Annotated in this window: 15 protein-coding genes, 2 tRNA genes and 1 pseudogene; 10 read left to right on the plus strand and 8 right to left on the minus strand. The window is 66.0% G+C overall.

Going from position 1 to position 16366, the window contains the following annotated elements; translation table 11 throughout:
• A pseudogene (locus ACOJUF_RS13595) lies at positions 1 to 643 on the plus strand (hypothetical protein); the annotation flags it as partial.
• Here the strand turns inward: ACOJUF_RS13595 and ACOJUF_RS13600 are convergent.
• A complete protein-coding gene (locus ACOJUF_RS13600) occupies positions 618 to 896 on the minus strand; it encodes a VOC family protein (RefSeq protein WP_420122373.1) in 279 nt (92 codons plus the stop codon). The pseudogene ACOJUF_RS13595 and the gene ACOJUF_RS13600 overlap by 26 nt on opposite strands.
• A gap of 372 nt (positions 897 to 1268) precedes the next feature.
• Here ACOJUF_RS13600 and ACOJUF_RS13605 point away from each other — a divergent pair.
• A tRNA-Ser gene (locus tag ACOJUF_RS13605) sits at positions 1269 to 1356 on the plus strand.
• A 128-nt stretch (positions 1357 to 1484) separates the two neighbouring features.
• Positions 1485 to 1557: transfer RNA gene (locus tag ACOJUF_RS13610), tRNA-Arg, on the plus strand.
• A gap of 15 nt (positions 1558 to 1572) precedes the next feature.
• On the opposite strand, the gene ACOJUF_RS13615 is transcribed toward ACOJUF_RS13610, so the two are convergent.
• Together ACOJUF_RS13615 and ACOJUF_RS13620 are read right to left on the minus strand one after the other, a co-directional pair.
• A complete protein-coding gene (locus ACOJUF_RS13615) occupies positions 1573 to 2760 on the minus strand; it encodes a site-specific integrase (RefSeq protein ID WP_420122374.1) in 1188 nt (395 codons plus the stop codon).
• Positions 2757 to 2930, minus strand: a complete 174-nt coding sequence (locus tag ACOJUF_RS13620) for a helix-turn-helix domain-containing protein (RefSeq protein ID WP_420122387.1) — start codon at positions 2928 to 2930, stop codon at positions 2757 to 2759. The genes ACOJUF_RS13615 and ACOJUF_RS13620 overlap by 4 nt, the downstream gene beginning before the upstream one ends.
• Positions 2931 to 3146: 216 nt before the next feature.
• On the opposite strand from ACOJUF_RS13620, the gene ACOJUF_RS13625 reads away from it, so the two are divergent.
• The 3 genes from ACOJUF_RS13625 to ACOJUF_RS13635 are packed head-to-tail and all read left to right on the plus strand — an operon-like array spanning position 3147 to position 5179.
• Positions 3147 to 3920, plus strand: coding sequence for a GntR family transcriptional regulator (locus ACOJUF_RS13625; RefSeq protein WP_420122375.1), 774 nt, complete (start codon positions 3147 to 3149; stop codon positions 3918 to 3920).
• The gene (locus ACOJUF_RS13630; RefSeq protein ID WP_420122376.1) at positions 3913 to 4758 is read left to right on the plus strand and encodes a protein phosphatase 2C domain-containing protein; all 846 of its coding nucleotides are present in this window, start codon (positions 3913 to 3915) and stop codon (positions 4756 to 4758) included. The genes ACOJUF_RS13625 and ACOJUF_RS13630 overlap by 8 nt, the downstream gene beginning before the upstream one ends.
• A 22-nt stretch (positions 4759 to 4780) precedes the next feature.
• Positions 4781 to 5179 (plus strand): NUDIX hydrolase, encoded by a 399-nt coding sequence (locus ACOJUF_RS13635; protein ID WP_420122377.1) that lies wholly within the window; start codon positions 4781 to 4783, stop codon positions 5177 to 5179.
• 81 nt (positions 5180 to 5260) lie between these two features.
• On the opposite strand, the gene ACOJUF_RS13640 is transcribed toward ACOJUF_RS13635, so the two are convergent.
• Positions 5261 to 5926 carry an abortive infection system antitoxin AbiGi family protein gene (locus tag ACOJUF_RS13640; RefSeq protein WP_420122378.1) on the minus strand — a complete coding sequence of 222 codons (666 nt, stop codon included), beginning with the start codon at positions 5924 to 5926 and terminating at the stop codon, positions 5261 to 5263.
• Positions 5927 to 6491: 565 nt separating this feature from the next.
• Between ACOJUF_RS13640 and ACOJUF_RS13645 the strand changes: the two genes are divergently transcribed.
• Complete coding sequence (locus tag ACOJUF_RS13645; protein ID WP_420122379.1) at positions 6492 to 7925, plus strand: tetratricopeptide repeat protein; 1434 nt, start codon at positions 6492 to 6494, stop codon at positions 7923 to 7925.
• Positions 7926 to 7995: 70 nt separating this feature from the next.
• Here the strand turns inward: ACOJUF_RS13645 and ACOJUF_RS13650 are convergent, their stop codons facing one another.
• Both ACOJUF_RS13650 and ACOJUF_RS13655 read right to left on the minus strand, forming a co-directional pair.
• Positions 7996 to 8613, minus strand: a complete 618-nt coding sequence (locus ACOJUF_RS13650) for a metallophosphoesterase (protein WP_420122380.1) — start codon at positions 8611 to 8613, stop codon at positions 7996 to 7998.
• Positions 8610 to 9392: a nucleotidyltransferase domain-containing protein gene (locus ACOJUF_RS13655; RefSeq protein WP_420122381.1), complete on the minus strand. Its 783-nt coding sequence runs from the start codon at positions 9390 to 9392 to the stop codon at positions 8610 to 8612. The genes ACOJUF_RS13650 and ACOJUF_RS13655 overlap by 4 nt, the downstream gene beginning before the upstream one ends.
• 219 nt (positions 9393 to 9611) lie before the next feature.
• On the opposite strand from ACOJUF_RS13655, the gene ACOJUF_RS13660 reads away from it, so the two are divergent.
• Positions 9612 to 10490, plus strand: a complete 879-nt coding sequence (locus ACOJUF_RS13660; RefSeq protein WP_420122382.1) for a hypothetical protein — start codon at positions 9612 to 9614, stop codon at positions 10488 to 10490.
• Here the strand turns inward: ACOJUF_RS13660 and ACOJUF_RS13665 are convergent.
• On the minus strand, positions 10475 to 11158 hold the full coding sequence (locus ACOJUF_RS13665; RefSeq protein WP_420122383.1) for a UPF0158 family protein: 684 nt from the start codon (positions 11156 to 11158) through the stop codon (positions 10475 to 10477). The two genes, ACOJUF_RS13660 and ACOJUF_RS13665, sit on opposite strands and share 16 nt — an antisense overlap.
• A 213-nt stretch (positions 11159 to 11371) precedes the next feature.
• A complete protein-coding gene (locus tag ACOJUF_RS13670; RefSeq protein ID WP_420122384.1) occupies positions 11372 to 11530 on the minus strand; it encodes a hypothetical protein in 159 nt (52 codons plus the stop codon).
• A 149-nt stretch (positions 11531 to 11679) separates the two neighbouring features.
• Here ACOJUF_RS13670 and mobF point away from each other — a divergent pair, with 149 nt between their 5' ends.
• Positions 11680 to 15435 carry a MobF family relaxase gene (mobF, locus tag ACOJUF_RS13675; protein ID WP_420122385.1) on the plus strand — a complete coding sequence of 1252 codons (3756 nt, stop codon included), beginning with the start codon at positions 11680 to 11682 and terminating at the stop codon, positions 15433 to 15435.
• 192 nt (positions 15436 to 15627) lie between these two features.
• Positions 15628 to 16366 (plus strand): single-stranded DNA-binding protein (locus ACOJUF_RS13680; protein WP_420122386.1); only part of this gene is annotated, 739 nt, incomplete at its 3' end.

Raw genomic sequence — 16366 nt, forward strand, 5'->3', positions numbered from 1 at the left:
GCTGATCGGCTGCGTCGGCCTGTCCGGCATCGCCCTGACCGACGCGTTCGTCCAGGCGAGCACCGGCCACGACTCGATCTTCGCCGACGACGCCGGCCCGGTGGCCGCCGTGCTGGGCAGCGACGTCTGGCACGGCCTCACCTACGCGGCCCTGACCTGGGTGCTGATCGCCGAGGCCGCCCGCTTCGCCACGGCCAACCGGGCGGCCCGGATCTGCCGGTGGGTGCTCGTGGTCTGCCTGGCCGCGTCGGCCGTCAGCTTCGTCGTCATCGTGCCGGCGCTGCTGCTGACGGACTCGGGCGAGAGCGCGTTCGCCGCGGTGTTCGGGGCGCTGGGCACGCCGATCTTCTTCGGCACCATCCTGAGCGCCGTCGTCCTCGGGCTGGCCGTCGTCCGCCGCAACCCGCTGGGCGTCGGCGGGCGGGTGCTGCTGCTGATCCTGCCGGTGACCGCGATCGTCGTGGCGCTGGCGTTCCTGGCGCCGGCCTACGCCCACCCCGGCTGGGTGGAGACCGCGGTCAACGTCGGGATCGCGCTGATCGGGGTCGGCGTGGCGGCCGGCGCCGGAGCGGCCGGCGCGGGGACGAGCGGTGCCGGTAGCGGCGCGGACGCGGGCGTCAGCCCCAGTTCTTCGCGTCCGTGAGGCAGAACGGGTGGCCGTCGGGGTCGAGCAGCACCCGCCAGGTCTCACCGGGCTGGGGGTCGGCCACGGTCGCCCCCAGCTCGACCGCGCTGGCCTCCGTGGCCGCCATGTCGGCGCAGGCCAGATCGAGGTGGAACTGCTTGCTGCCGTGCTCGTTGGGCCAGGCGGGCGGGCGGTAGTCCGGCACGGTGCCGAAGCCGAGGTTGTAGCCACCGCCGGAGACCATCGCGTAGCCGTCCCCCGAGGCCACCACCTTTCAGCCGGTCAGCGCGGCCCAGAGCTCCCCCGCCCGGGCCGCATCGGCACTGTCGATGGTGATCATCCCGATGGTGACGGTCGGGGTCTGGGTCATCGCGGTTCCCTTCGTCGCTGCGGTTCCGCGCCGGTGGGTACCCACCGGCGGGGCTGATCAGTCCGGCCGACCCGGGTGGGCCGGTTCCGGGCCGGGTGGCGCGGGCCGGGTGGCGCGGGCGGCCCCGGGCAATCGGGAACGGTTCCGTCGTCGGAACCGGGGCGGCCGAACCACGCGTTGCCGAGCGCCCAAGAGCCGCTGACCAGCCGCTTTGCTGCGCCGGGCCCGCGCCCGGTAGGGTAACCGGCCGGTGGTCATCCCCGGATGGCCCCTGGAAGCGTGCCAGAGCGGCCGAATGGGACACACTGCTAATGTGTTGTGCTCGTCAAGGGCACCGAGGGTTCAAATCCCTCCGCTTCCGCGCTGCACACCGGCTCGCCGGAGTGTGTTGAAATAGTGGTGGGACCCGCCCGGCGGGTCCCGCTAGTGTGTGAGGCCGGATCCTCGGATCCGGGTACGGCCGGGCCCTCGGGTCCGACAACTGAACAGGCGCCCGTAGCTCAACGGATAGAGCATCTGACTACGGATCAGAAGGTTGGGGGTTCGAATCCCTCCGGGCGCGCAGAGTTTGCGCAGGTCAGACCTGGTCTTTTTGATCATGGTACCTCTCCGATCCGGTTTGATAGCTGGATTTGATAGCAGTGGCTCGCCGTTGTAGCGATTCGTCAAGATCGTCGAGCGCCTTCCGTTGAGTCTCCAGGTTCACGTGGCCGTAGACGTTCATGGTCATCTCGATCGCGCTGTGTCCGACGATCTCCATCACCGTCCGCGGGTGCACGCCTTGGGCCAGCAGGAGGGACACGCATGCGTGACGCAGCCCGTGGAGAGGCACCTTGCGAATCCCCCGCCGCTCCGCGAGGGTGACCCACTTGCGGGTCAGGTTGCGCGGCTCCATCGGCGTGCCGATCTTGGTGCCGAAGACGTAGACCGGCTCCGGGAAGTACCCGCTGGTCGGCATCGTGGCGGCTCGATGGGTCACCAGCGCTTGGTGGACCATCGCCGGCAGCGGCACCGTCCGTGTCGAGCGCCTGGTCTTCGTCGGCAGTTCGCGGAGTTTGCCGTCGACGCGCTGCACGCTGTGGGTGACGCTGAGCGTGCGGTTGACCAGGTCGACGTTTTCCCAGCGGAGGCCACACACCTCGCTGCGGCGCAGACCGAGTAACAGCATGACGACCCAGAGGGCGTGGTCCTCATCGGCGGCGGTCGCTGCCAGCAACGCGCCCGCTTCGTCCGGGGACAGCGGCTCCGTGGTCTCGGGCTTTGGACGTTCGACCCGGACCATTTTGGCGACATTGCGGGTGACGACCTCCTCCCGGAAGGCGTGCTCGAGCGCGGCACGAAGAGTTGCGTGGACGTACTGGACCGTGCGGACGCCGGCGCCTTTGGCGCGGAGCTGGTCGAGCATCAGCCGGACGTCGCGAACGGTGAGCCTGGCCAGCTTTCGCCGGCCGATGATGGGGACGATGTGAAGCCGGCAGTTCGCCTCGTAGGCGGTCCAGGTGCTGGCGCGGACGTGCTGCTTGATGTGCATCAGCCACTCGCCCAGGTAGGCCTCGACGCTCAGGCCGGGCGGCGCGGCGGGGATGTTCTTGGCCGCGCGATCGGTCATCTCGCGGAGCTTGGCCTTCGCTTCGGTCTTGGTCTTGCCGTACTGGGCGACGCGCCGGCGACCACCGTCGACGGACGGCACGTAGGCCGCAGCGACCCAGCGACCGTCCTTGCGTTGGAAGACGCTGCCCTCGCCAATCGCGGCGCGTCGGCTCACCCCGGCTCCTCGGCGAGCAGCTTCCGCGCGAAGTCGCGGACCGAATCGACCGGGATCCGGCGCAGCCGACCGATCTTGATCGACTCCAGTTCGCCGGTTCGGATCAGGTCGTAGACCTTGCAGCGGCCGACCTTCAGACTCTCGGCCGCCTCTTCAGCCGTCAGCAGCATCCGCTCCACGTGCGCACTCCCTTGCTGGTGTGTGCGGTCGCTGGCGGGTCCGAGTTCTTGGAGGTGCAGCGTTGATGGCCTGCACTTCGTGAAACGGCGGGCTACAGCATCGACAACACACGAACGATGTTGGATGTAAGACATCCTGTGTCGACGGAGCGACAATGTCAAGGGGATGTAGGACATCCTGCGTCAGAGGATCTACAGTGATCCACGATGACCACCATCGAGCCCCCGCAGCCGCGCTTCGCCCAGATCGCGGGCGTTCTGCGCGACCGCATCGCGCGCGAGGTCTACAAGGGTGGCGAACCCCTACCCAGCGAACCCGAGCTGGCCAGGGAGTTCGGCGTCTCCCGCATCACCATCAATCGAGCCATGGGCATCCTGCGCACCGACGGCCTGGTCCGGGTCATTCGCGGCCGCGGAACCTTCGTACGCGCTATCCCGGTCGTCACTCGCCGTGCCAGCTCCCGGTTCGTCGCCCGCGACCAGGGCCTCGGCGCCTTCGACGTCGAGGTGCGCGAACTGGGCATGAAGCCTGGATCTGAAGTGGTCGTCGACCGCGTCCATGCGTCGGATCGGACGGCCAAGCTGCTGCAGGTCGAGCCCGGATCGGAGGTCGTCGTCCGCCGCCGCCGATTCTTCGCCAATGACGAACCGGTGCAGATCGCCGACAGCTATATCCCCGCCTCGCTCGCCGAGGAGGCCGGCGTCGTCGACGTCGACACCGGCCCCGGTGGTAGCTACTCACGTCTCGCCGAAGTTGGCCGTGCACCAGTCTTTTTCAGCGAGACGGTGAGCTGCCGCGGCGCATCGGCGTCCGAGGCCACGCTGCTGGAGATGGAACCGCAACAGCCCGTTCTGGAGGTCCTGCTGGTCGCGTCCGACCGCGACCACATCCCCGTCTCCGTCACCCAGCACGTGATGGCCGGCCACCAATGGAAGCTGAACTACGAGTGGTCCAACGAGCCGGAGCGGGCCGATGCTTGAGTTCCGCGTCGCCACCGACCCGGGCAGCCCGGACAAGCCCAACGAGGACGCCTTTGCCATCTTGCCCACCCTGGCTGTCGTCGCCGACGGCGCGACGTCTCCCCCGCACCTCGGTGACGGCTGCATCCACGGGCCGGCCTGGTACGCCCAAACCCTGGTCGGCTTTGTCGCTGCCGCTCATCTGTCGCGGCCCGCCGCCGAGCCGGCCGATCTCCTGGCCGAGGCGATCGAGCGGACGACGCAGGCGCATTCGGGGAGTTGCGACGTTGGTCATCCCGGCTCCCCGTCGGCGACGGTTGCCATGGTCACGATGTCTCCCGACGGGATCCTTCGCTGGTTGGTTCTCGGCGACTGCACATTCGTCGCCGACGCCGGTCCAGACCTGTTGGTTGTGTCCGACGATCGACTGTCGAACACCAGCCACGCCGAGCGGGCTGCGGTCAAGGAGCCAGGCGCCGCCTCGGATCCCGTTGAATACGCCCGGCGAATCGATGCGCTCGTGCTTGCCCAGCGAGCGCATCGCAATCGCCCAGGTGGCTTCTGGGTCGCGTCGACCGATCCGCAAGCCGGGTGCGAATCCCTGGCCGGGTCAGTGGCAGCCGATACTGTCGGCCGACGCGGTGCTCTGTTCACCGACGGTGCCAGCAGAATCGTAGATCTTTACGGCATCCATTCTTGGTCGACCGCCCTCAAGGTTCTCGACTCCGCTGGTTCGAGCGAGCTGCTCCGCCAGCTCCGAATAGCCGAAACCCGTGATCAGGTCGCGAACAGCTTTCCCCGCGTGAAGGTCCGTGACGACGCAACTGCTCTAGCTGGACATTGGGGCAAGGATGTCTGACTCACCACGTCATTCCGTTTCCGTGGCCGGCGTCGTAGTGAACGACGAGGGTCAGGTCTTGGTCGTCCAACGGCGTGACAACGGCGACTGGCAGCCGCCAGGCGGAATCCTAGAACTGGACGAGACCATCGAGGAGGGCCTTCGACGAGAAGTGCGAGAAGAGACCGGCATCGAGATTACCGTCGGTCCGCTAACCGGAGTCTACAAGAACATGCGCCTCTCCGTTGTTGCGCTCGTCTTCAGATGTGCCTACTCAAGTGGCGCCATTGGAAGTAGTGACGAAACGGGTCAAGTGCGTTGGTTGTCGTTCGAAGAAGCCATAGCCATTATGCAGGATGCATTCGCAGTTCGGGTCCGAGACGCAATGACCACCACTAATGGCGCCAAGCAATTGTCTCACAACGGTACGGATGCTCCGTGATTTCAAGTGCGGCAGCTGTCAAACTTAGCGGCTACTTGCTTCCGAACCGAGGCTGCAGGTTCCTGAGGTCGCTATGAATGGTCAGAGTCCAGCGGCCGGCCCATCAGGCAGCACTCTTCCTGTCTTAGGAATCACTTGCTGAATTACCTCAATCGACCAATGTGGATCGATGAATATCGACTCTCCCCACCAGCCTTCACAGTCCCCGGTGAGTTGGTACGAAATCTCAGCATCAAGCTGACCATGGTCATCCTCAGGCGCAAATATCAATGCTACACTGGCTGCATCGAAGTCAAAGGGTCCCAATACCCGCCATTCGCGCTCCCATTGCCACTCAAATCGCCAAGATCCCCCATTAGCTGGGTTGTCAATAAATGGCGAACACTGCCAAATGGGATCCTGATAGTCAATATCTCCGCCCCTACCCCGAAAGTAGGCCTCCTGGAACACTCGTTGAGCGGGCGATGTCGGCGGCAGGTACCACACTGGGCTGCCTCCGGCGTCGATTACGGCCGTGCGTCGGAATCCGACACCATAGCGACCATGCCGTTCGATAAGCCGATCGAGATAGCCCATCGGGATCTCGCTGAAGCTCGTCGTGTACTGGGACGGAACACCAGGCACGTTGCGGCAGGTCCCTGTCGGGGCGAGGCTATGATTAACCCTACCCTGCCTGATAATGGAGAGCAGATTTTGACGCCCAGTCGCCAGATCCGCGTGGGTCATATGGACCAAGTAATCGGACATGTCAGTCCAATCTGGATTTCCCATGTAGCCTAGCAAAGCGGTCTCCTCCAACTGTCCAATTGGTTCCTGGCGGGCTAGAAGATCGAAAGATCGTGGGCATTCCTACCCCGGAAACCTGCTGGCAAAGGCCGTAGGCCGTCGCGCGGACTGGATCCGCCACCCGACCCCCAAGGCTTGTCACGAGTTCGAGGTAGACAAGATTGATTCTCCCAACCAATGTCGTCAATTTCGATTCCCATCGCGGCCATAGAACGATGGGACCGAAGGAAGTCCAATGTGGTCATGAATCACGGCCGCCGTACGGCTCGGCGCGCGCGGCTCGTCGAGGGCTTCCATCGGAGCCGCCGACGGCTCTCGGCGCGTCGAAGTACCTTGGACTGCTAAAGCCCCACGCCTCACTTCCTGCATCGGCCAAGTCTATCGACCAGCCCTCGCGGCCTTCAACTGGGAGCACCGCTCACCAATTCAGTGAGTCCTTGCCGTTTGACTGACGCCTGGCCACTAGCCATCACCTGAGGGACAGAGGCGACGCCACCATACGAGCAACTCAGATATGGTCTCAGCCATGGTTGACACGCTTCCACTCCGCATCTTCATCGCCTCTCCAGGCGATCTCGGGAACGAGCGCAAGGCCGTCCGCGCTTGCATCGATGAGTACAACTCCCGACATGCAGGCACGGGTAGCGCGACCTACGAAGTCGTCGGATGGGAGCGCGTTCGAGGTACCGCTCGGCGTCCGCAGGAAGCAATCAACGAACTGATCGCCGAGAGTCACTTCATGATCGCGCTTTTCAAAGGGTCTTGGGGCAGTGAGCCCGGCGGCTCTTGGGGCTATACCTCAGGCACCGAGGAGGAGCTCTTCACGGGCCTGCTCGAACTTGGTCGCGCAGAGCAGCCTATGCGGGACTTATGGGTGGCCTTTATGAACCATCCCTCTCCCGCCGAGCCGATCGTCAGCCTACGGCAGCAGTTGAATCGACATCACTCGTTGATGTACGAGGTGGCCGAGGATATGCGTGAACTTAAGACCAAGCTCGCGGACCGTCTTGAGACCTGGTCATCGTTTGGGACACCCAAGATCCCGAGGCATGTGACTCTCCTTCCGTCTTCGGGAAAGGATATTCTCAAGGCGGCTGCCCTGAGACTCAACGGCGAGAAACTCGTCGAGCTCGGCCAAGGCGATGCGGGCCAAGCTGCTCTGAAGGAGTCTGCGGCGTTAGGCGGTCCAGTTGAGGCGCTGGCCTACGCTCGGTTCCTAGCCCGCCAAGGCGACCTGGTTCAGTCGCATTCTTGGACACAACGCGCCATCGAGTACTTTACTGACGGAGGGTTGTCACTGTATTCACCACTTGCGGCAGAGGCATTCGCCGCGCAGGCAGGAATACTGCGGCGGCAGGGCCTCGACGTCGATGCGATCGGACGCCTCGAGCATGCACTGACGCTACTCGACGAAGAGGATGCATCTTCGTGGTTGGTTCGCTGTCGGATCCTTGACGATCTGGGACTTGCGTTTCAACAGATCGGCGACTTGGTCTCCGCTCGGCACAACTTTGAAATTGCTCTTCGAGCCAGGCGTGACGCCAATCGCCCCCCAGACGTTTGTCAGTCCCTAATAAACTTGGCCAGGCTTGAGGTCCGAGCAACCAACTTGGATACGGCTGCTTCCTACGTAGAGGAAGTCCGAGCGATCCTGCGAGCGACGCCTCCTACGACGCTCCACGCGAATGGCGAGGTGCTTGCTGCCCAGGTATCGTTGCGGCAAGGGAAGCCTGACCAGGGCGTGCCTTATGCTGCGAAGGCATTGTCTATTAATCGACAAATCGCGAGCCGGCGTGGTGAAGCGATTTCTCTACTGCTGCTCGCCCAGTGCTGTAGGGCGGCCAGTAGGTCTGCCGAAGCAATCGAATATGCTCGCGCCTGCCTCGACATTAACCAGTCGATGGGCAACCAGGAAGGCGCTCGGCGGGCGCAATGGATCCTCGATCAAATCCAAAAGTAGGCTGCCGTAGACGTCGCATTGATCGCACACAGTCGAAATAGCTGCGAGATTCTCGACGCGGCAGCCATCTTCAAGGTTGCTTATCGACAACGATCTCCCCAAAAGCGTTTACTTGGATGTATTCCAAGCTGGGCCATAGCAGGGCTGTGAGCCTACCGCCATCGGTTCCACAGCCTGTGTCTATATGTGCGAAATTTTTTGTGACGCGAGGTACGGGCCCAACTGGGATATGCGCGGTGATTCGAAACTTTCCGGTCGAATGCCTCAAAGGCTCGTGCTGGGCGATCAACTCCTGAGTCTCAAATACTGAGTCCATCCTGCGGAATGCCTCAACGTGATCGCGCGGCATAGCGGAGATGAGCGCGCTAAGTACATCCGGCGGCACATTCGTGCCGGCGTACGAACGAATAGTCTTCGCCCCTCCAATCTTGAGGAACGGCGCAAGATCGAACGTGTCGAGTGCGTCAATCAAGGCTGCTTCGTGATTGCCGCGCAAAAGCACCACCCGGCGGCTCCGTGAGAAGTCTATTATTCGTTGAATCACCCGGGCAGAGTCAGGTCCCTTGTTGATATAGTCGCCAAGAAATACGACCTGGCTCACGCATCGCTTCTCAAGAGCCTGGACTAGTCCCATAGTGGCACTGACGTTGCCGTGGATGTCGCCGACAAAAGCTAGTTCGGTACTCAAAGTAGGATCTTCTCCACCTCGGCGTAGTCGGACCCATTTCCCGTGGCTCCCAAAGCCATGAATGCCATCGAAAGGACGTCGCTGTGTTCACCCCAGCAGTTGACGATTGTGGCCTCAAGCGAACCGTGCCTGCTTTGCGGGAATCCACTGAGGATCAGGCGCAGCCGCGACAGACACTCGTACAATTCGTCGATCGAAACCTCCCTTTGCTGCCGTGATGCTAGAAGTTCCGCCAATGCTGGATCGTTGTGGCGGACGGCAAGTTCGCGAACGGAAAAGCAAGGCTCTCCGTCCGCGATTGCACGGGCGTACAGACAACTGCGCAAGAGATAGCGCGCCTGCCGCGCGAGTCCCGGCAAGTATTTCGGAATGTCCCGCTCAAGATTGGTGAATAGCTCGCACATACCCCGAGCACGGCTCAAGAGCCGTGCGGTGTCGACATCACCCATCAGATGGATAGCTTCGGTCAAGGTGCCATGGCGATCCCAAATTATCTTGGAATCGCGTCTGAGGTGAGCTCCGAATAGTGTCCCGATTCCAGTCGAAAGTTGCTCACGGGTATAGTAGCTAACGTTCACAACTCCGGAGTACGTACTGGTTCGCGGAATTCGGACAAGCGCGAGCATGTCCAGGTCAGAACTGGGCACGGCGTCACCGCGCGCGCGGCTTCCGTAAATCAGCAGCCCATCGGCATCGATCGGTAGGTCGGGTAGATCTTGGAGGATGTGGAGCGGGACGCCCCCTGCCTGAAGGTTGGCGACGAGCTCCGCATGATTCATGTTCTCTCCACGGGCTGAGTCGATATTGAGCTTGGCCTTCGCTTGGGCCTTCAGCTAGGCATCGAGGCACGCGACCGGCGACCGGGCCTCGGTCACCCGTGCGCGTCCTGCAGATTTCCCCCAACCGATCCTGGGCCAGCTTACAATCCTTAGAGCGGATGGCGCTGGGCCGTACCACAGCCTGTAGGTATCCTCGCCGTCACAACGACGTGGGGGAACATGGTCGACGAGGAAGCACGCGCCAGACAGATTGAGATGTACCGGGAGCGCCTCAGCGCGTTCGTACTCCGAGCGCGCCGCACCGAGGCGCACAGCCTGGCACAGGACAAGCATCGGCTCATGGCGTGGGCGCAGAGCACACGGAACGTCAACGTCATGGCCTATACCGATGGAACGACACGAACGACGATCTCGTGGAGCACACCACCGGAAGAGCAGCTCGAATCCGCTGCGGCGAGAGTCCGTCCGTTCATCCTGGTCGGTGAGCCCGTGTATTACGCCAGCGTCCTCAAGGCCATCGAGGGTCTGATCTCCAAGCCGCCGCCAGAGTCTGCAGCCAACTTCATTGCCAGCGTGCGCAAGATGTGGAAGACCTACGACGCCAATTACGATCAGATACGCGGCTACGAGATGCACGTGGAAGACAACGAGACGGGCGCGACCGGTCGAATGACCGACAACGTCCTCGGCTTCGCCTGGATCTACGGCGACACCGTTCATCACGACCAGAAGCGCCTGCGGGAAGCTGACGCCTTCGGCCTGGAGCATCGCTACCAGGCAGCTGTGCCTTTGGTGGCCGGAATAATGGCAGCTGCAATCGCAACTCTCAACTTCGTCCGAGACCTCAGCAAAACAGGGCATCTGGCTCTCGAAGAGGAGCTGTTCACGCTGCCGGTGGTGGTTACAGAGACCGAGCATTCGAACGAAGCTGAGCTGTACTCATCCGAGGTGGGCACACCGCTGCCCGAGGGTCTTGAAGAGCTGGGGCCGGAGTGGAAGAAGTTCAATCCCTTTGACGAGCTCGGCTTGACTTCCGACGATAGCGAGCCCACCTCCGAATCCAATGCTTACGGATCCGATGGTCATTCAGCAGGTTGATCAGTTGGCATTGCTGGACGGTAGCCCTCGTCCGCGAGCCACGCCCGGGCCCGTCCGCGCCGCCGGTCATCGGCGTACCCGTACCACCGGTCGAGTTCGCCCGGCCAACGGGCCAGCACGTCCTTGAACCGGCGGAACGCCCCACGACCTTCGATCGCGATGCCCAACCGATCGGCGCGGCCAGGGTCGTCGACGGTGCCGACGAACCGCAGCATGTCGTGATAGCCGGCGCGGGAACCCTCGCAATGCACCCACAGCCACCGATCAGGGTCGTCGGATTCGTCCTCTTCCTCTTCGCCGGTCTCCCGTGCGTAGTCGATCGCCGCCTGCGGCCACACCTGGCCGGTCAGCAGATCCAGCCGGCCGCCACCGAAGGTCGGGTCGCCCTCCAGCACTCCGGCCAGCTCCTCCAGATCGACTGGCAACGGCCGTAGCAGCGGGGTGGGGCTGGTTCCGAGCAGGGCACCGAGCTGATCAGCCAGCTCGTCGTCGCCGTCCCAGCCGCGCTGCCTCAATGCCTGCGCACAGGCACCTGCCAGATCGGCCGCACCCTGGGTCTGCAGGGCAAGGGCAACGACCAAACCGTCACCGATCAACTGCAGAGCATCCCCCGGCAGGAGTTGACCGCCGACCAGCGCGACGACCGCGGGACCGTCGCCGCGGTACACCGCCCCCCGCAACTCGGATCGGAATTCAGCAGCTCGCACAACCCAATCCTGCCCGCCCGAAGGGATGGTGACCGGGGGAAGTGCGGCCGCCCAGTCCACCGGATCGGTTCGCGGGAATCAACGACAAGATGCCGAAACCACCGGCCGACCCACCATGCCATCCTGGCGCTGGTCGGTCGTCGGATCCCCGAGCGCAGTCGGCGCCCGCGCTCATCACGGCCAGATACGTACCCACCACGAACCCGTCGCACGCCGTTCGCCGAGCCAACGAACCCCAGCCACCAGCTCGACCTCGGCCACCCCCGGACTCAGGTCCGCACGGAGCCCGACGGCCATCTCCACCACCCCAGCCACCAGCTCGACCTCGGCCACGCCCCGGACTCAGGTCCGCACGGAGCCCGACGGCCATCTCCACCACGCGACTTCAGGCCGCCCGACGACCAAGGCCGCCCGGCCACAGCGAGCCCAACAAGATCAAGATCAGAGACACCTCTGGCATCCCAGGCCTGACGGCCTGAGCCATGATCGTTAACTCGCGGGCCCGGACCGCATGGACCGGCGTGGTGATGAGCCTGTCGCGGATGGCGTCGATCGATTACTTGATCGATCACGTCGCCGCCGGCGACGGCCGCGCAGGTGACCCTACCGCCTCGCCGTTGACGCGGTACTACACGGCCCAGGGTTACCCACCGGGCACCTGGCTGGGCTCCGGGATCGCGGCGCTCGGCGCGGCCGACCGCGCGGGTTCCGAGGTGACCGAGACGCAGCTCCGCGAGTTGTTCGAGGACGCCCGCAACCCATTCACCGGCGAGCGGTTGGGCCGGCCCTCGGTGAAGTACCCGACCCGGCAGGAGCGGATCGACCACCGCGTCGGCAAGCTCCCCGACACCCTCACCGCGGAGTCGCGGACGGCGCTGATCGAGAAGATCACCGCGGAGGAGAAGGAGACCAAGACCCGGACCGCGGTCGCCGGGTTCGACCTGACGTTCAGCGTGCCGAAGTCGGTGTCCGCGCTGTGGGCGCTCGCCCCCGCCCCAGTGCAGGAGCAGCTCTACCTGGCCCACCGCACCGCGCTCGCCGCCACCCTGGAGCTGATCGAGGGCGAGGCGGTGTTCAGCCGCCTCGGCCACAACGGCATCCGCCGGGTCCGCACCACGGGCCTGGTCGCGGCCGCGTTCGATCACTGGGACTCCCGCAAGGGCGACCCGCAGCTGCACACCCACGTCACGGTCGCCAATCGGGTCCAGGGCCCGGACGGCCGGTGGCGGACCCTGGACTCGGCCACCCTGCACCAGGCGGCCGTCGCCTACTCCGAGACCTACGACCTGCTGCTGGCCGACGAGATCACCCGCCGCACCGGCCTGACCTGGGACCGCCGGGAACGGCAGGCCGGCAGCAACCGCCGCGTCGGCCGGGAACTGTCCCCGGTGCCGGACGCGTTGATCGCCGCCTACTCGCAGCGCTCCGCGGACATCGAGGCCGCGGTCGACACCGCGATCGCCCAGGTCGTGATGCGCACCGGCCGCCGACCCGACGTCAACGCGATCAACCGGATCCGACAACACCTCACCCTGGCCACCCGGGACCGCAAACACGCCCCGAACCTGGCCGAGTCGGTGCAGCAGTGGCGGGCCACCGCCGAGCACGTCCTGGACCGGGACCCCACCGATTGGGCCGCCGCCGCCACGGCCACCGGGCAGGCGGGCCCGCTGATGAGCCCGGCCGAACTGGACGACGTGGAGGCCGAGGCGGTCGCGTTGTGCGTGGTCGACGCCGTCGCGGCGGCGCGGCCGACGTGGACCCGGTGGAACCTGACCGCGGAGACGATGCGGCACCTCGCCGGCCGGGGCCTGCAGTTCGCCACCCCCGCCGACGCCGTGACCGTCCGGGATCGGGTGGTGGCCGCCGCGCAGCGGCTGTCCGTCGCGCTGACCCCGCCCGAACTCGCCCCGACCCCGACGGTCCTGCGGGACGCGGACGGCACCGGCCCGTTCACCCCGACCGAGGTGTTCACCTCGACCGCGGTGCTGGCCGCGGAGGACCAGCTGCTGCAACTCGCCCAGGACCGGTCCGGGCCGGCCGTCCACCCCGACCGCGCCGCCCGGGTCGCCGACCAGGACCTCCCCGGCCGGAACCACCCGCTCGCCGCGGAGGATCAGCGACCGGCCGCGGTGCAGATCGCCACCTCCGGCCGGGTGGTGGATGTGCTGGTCGGGTCGGCCGGCACCGGCAAGACGACCACCATGGCCGGCGTCCGCGCCATCTGGGAGGCGCAACACGGCCCGCGCAGCGTGGTGGGGCTGGCGCCGTCCGCGATGGCCGCCCAGGTCTTGGCCGCCGACCTGGCCGTTCTCACCGACAACACCGCCCAGTGGATCGCCCAGCAGGACCAGCAGACCCGGCGGGATCATCGGATCCGCCTGCTCACCGAGGCGATCACCAGGGCCGAGAACCCGGCGCGGATCCACGGTCTGCAAGCAGCCCTGGACCGGGTGCGGGCCGAGTACGACCGGTGGCGCCTCCACCCGGGGCAGCTTCTCATCGTCGACGAGGCCGGCATGACCGGCACCTTCACCCTGGCCCGGCTCGCACAGCAGGCCGCCGACGCCGCCGCGAAACTGCTGCTCGTCGGCGACCCCGGCCAACTGTCCGCGGTCGAAACCGGCGGCGCGTTCGGCCTGCTCACCTGCCGGCATCCGGACCCGCCGACGCTGACCCAGGTGCGCCGGTTCGTCGACGCGGACGGCACCCGCCGCACCTGGGAGGAACAGGCCGCCGACCGGCTCCGCGTCGGCGACCCCACCGCCCTGACCGACTACGCCGACCACGACCGGATCCGCTCCGGTGAGCAGGACCAGATGACCGACTCCGCCTACACCGCCTGGTCCGCCGACGTCCGGGCCGGCCGCAGCAGCGTCCTCATCGCGGCCGACAACGACACCGTCACCGAACTGAACCGCCGCGCCCAATCCGACCTGATCAGCGCCGGCCTCGTCGACAGCACGACCGTCCCGGTCCGCAACGGCCTGTCCGCCGGCCGCGGCGACGTCATCGTCACCCGCCGGATCGACCGCACCCAACCCGACGGCACCACTCCCACCACCCCCACGGGTGACGGCGGCCGGCTGGGTGGCGGGTTCGTCCGCAACGGTCAACGGTGGCAGGTACACCGCGCCCACCTGGACGGGTCACTGACCGTCCGCCTCCTCGGCGGCGACCATCCCGGCCTGGTACCGGTCACCCTGACCGCCGGCTACGTCCGTGAGCACGTCGACCTGGGCTACGCGACCACCGCGCACCGTGCCCAGGGCCTGACCGTCGACACCGCCCACGTGCTGGCCGACGCACTGACCCAACGGGAACCGTTCTACGTCGCGATGACCCGCGGCCGCCTGGCCAACCACGCCTACCTGGTCCTGGACCCGGCAACCACGCTGCGGGACCGGCTGGCCCATCCCGTCGGCAGCCCCGCCGACCAGGACGCCTACACCACCGCGCAGGTCGCCGACGCCATCACCGCCCACTCCGGCGCCGCGACGTCCGCCCACGAAACGATCCAGGCCGTGCAGGACAAGGCCGTGTCCATCGGGCAGCTCGCTGACGAGGCCGACGCCATCGCCGGCTACGCCCACGACCTGGCCGCCGCCGAACTGCTCCTGACCGTCCTGGGGGACACCCCAACGGTGCGCGCGATCCTGGACGACGACGATTTCCCCGATCTGGTCCTGGCGATCCGTCACGCCCATTCCAAGGGTTTGGACCTGAATCGGCAATTGCCGGTCATCGTCGGTACCCGCCGACCGGACACCCTCACCGCGCAGAACCTCACCACCGCCATTCGCACCCAGCTGCGCACCCACACCGGTGGTCGTCGTCCGGCGTTGGTGGCCGGTATTGTCGTCGACACCACCCCGGGATTGTCGGATCCGGAACTGGTCGATGCGATCCGCAAACGGTATGAATTGATCGAACAACGCGCCGACGAACTGGCAGCTGACGCGATTAATTCCGGCGAGCCCTGGACACGATCAATTCCGGCGTCGATTCCCGACGATCGGCGTTATGCCGTGGTTCGCATTCTTGCGGCGTATCGGGAGCGCTGGGATATTTCCGGTCCCGAACCATTGGGCCGTCAGCCCGGCCAATCAGCGAATCCGTCGCACCACGCGGACCACCGACGTTTGACCGAAATGCTTCGCCGGCTGGCCATCGAATCCCACCGTCCGGCGCCGGCCGAGTTCGAACAATCCCCCAGGACATCGAGCCGCACCCTGTAGAACCCGGTGCGAGTGGCCGGCTCGAAAAAGGACTGCGAAGGCCGGCTGGGCTGGGCGGCGGATCGGGATAGCTCATCCGGTCGCGCGGCATTCATCGGTGGCGTGTCACTGCACGCCGGCGGGCCGGGACGCCGAATGGCCAACGGCGCCGGCCCCGCACCCGCCCCATCCCCGCAGAGTTGGGAGAATGTCATGTCCGCACGGATCACCATCGAGGGCAACCTCACCGCCGACCCCGATTTCGGGGTCACTAACGCCGGCACCAGTTGGGCCAGGCTACGGGTCGCCAGCCACGACCGGGTCAAGCGCAACGGCGAATGGACCTCCACCGACCCGGACTTCTTCAACGTCACGATGTTCGGTCGGGCCGCCGAGGACGCCGGCGACACCCTGCACAAGGGCGACCGGGTCACCGTCGAAGGACGCCCCGAACTGGAACTGTTCGACCGCCGCGACGGCTCCACCGGCGCCGTCGTCAAGGTCTACGCCCGCACCGTCACCCTCACCACCACCGACGACACGCCCGCGGTCGGCGCCGGTCGAGAAGTCACCGCGGACAGGACGCCGACGATCCACCACACCAGCGAGGCGACGATGGTTGTCGGGGTGGGGCGCTCCGCAACCGCGCTGCACCGGACCCTGAAGGACCACGGCTTTCGCTGGACCGCGGCGACCACGAGCTGGAACCTGCCCACCGACATGGACGTGCACACCCGCACCGCCCGGGTCAGCGACGTCGTCTCCGTCGTCCGGGAGAACGGCCGCGACATCCCGGTCGTCAACAACTCCGCCCCGTCCGCGGCGCCGGTAGCGGTGCCGACGGCCGGGGTCGCGCCCTCCCCTGCTCCGGATCCGGCGCCCGCGGCCGCGCCCGCGGCCCGGCCCGACCGGGGTAACCCCCCCCCCGCAAACAACGCGGCCCCCCCCGGCC

The sequence above is a fragment of the Nakamurella sp. genome, assembly GCF_048594475.1.
Taxonomy (GTDB): Bacteria; Actinomycetota; Actinomycetes; order Mycobacteriales; family Nakamurellaceae; genus Nakamurella.

Coding starts and splice junctions, on each gene's coding strand:
- ACOJUF_RS13620 (WP_420122387.1), bottom strand. CDS start 2,930: ATGCTGCTGACGGCTGAAGAGGCGGCCGAGAGTCTGAAGGTCGGCCGC.
- ACOJUF_RS13625 (WP_420122375.1), top strand. CDS start 3,147: ATGACCACCATCGAGCCCCCGCAGCCGCGCTTCGCCCAGATCGCGGGC.
- ACOJUF_RS13630 (WP_420122376.1), top strand. CDS start 3,913: ATGCTTGAGTTCCGCGTCGCCACCGACCCGGGCAGCCCGGACAAGCCC.
- ACOJUF_RS13640 (WP_420122378.1), bottom strand. CDS start 5,926: ATGTCCGATTACTTGGTCCATATGACCCACGCGGATCTGGCGACTGGG.
- ACOJUF_RS13645 (WP_420122379.1), top strand. CDS start 6,492: ATGGTTGACACGCTTCCACTCCGCATCTTCATCGCCTCTCCAGGCGAT.
- ACOJUF_RS13655 (WP_420122381.1), bottom strand. CDS start 9,392: ATGAATCATGCGGAGCTCGTCGCCAACCTTCAGGCAGGGGGCGTCCCG.
- ACOJUF_RS13660 (WP_420122382.1), top strand. CDS start 9,612: ATGGTCGACGAGGAAGCACGCGCCAGACAGATTGAGATGTACCGGGAG.
- mobF (WP_420122385.1), top strand. CDS start 11,680: ATGATCGTTAACTCGCGGGCCCGGACCGCATGGACCGGCGTGGTGATG.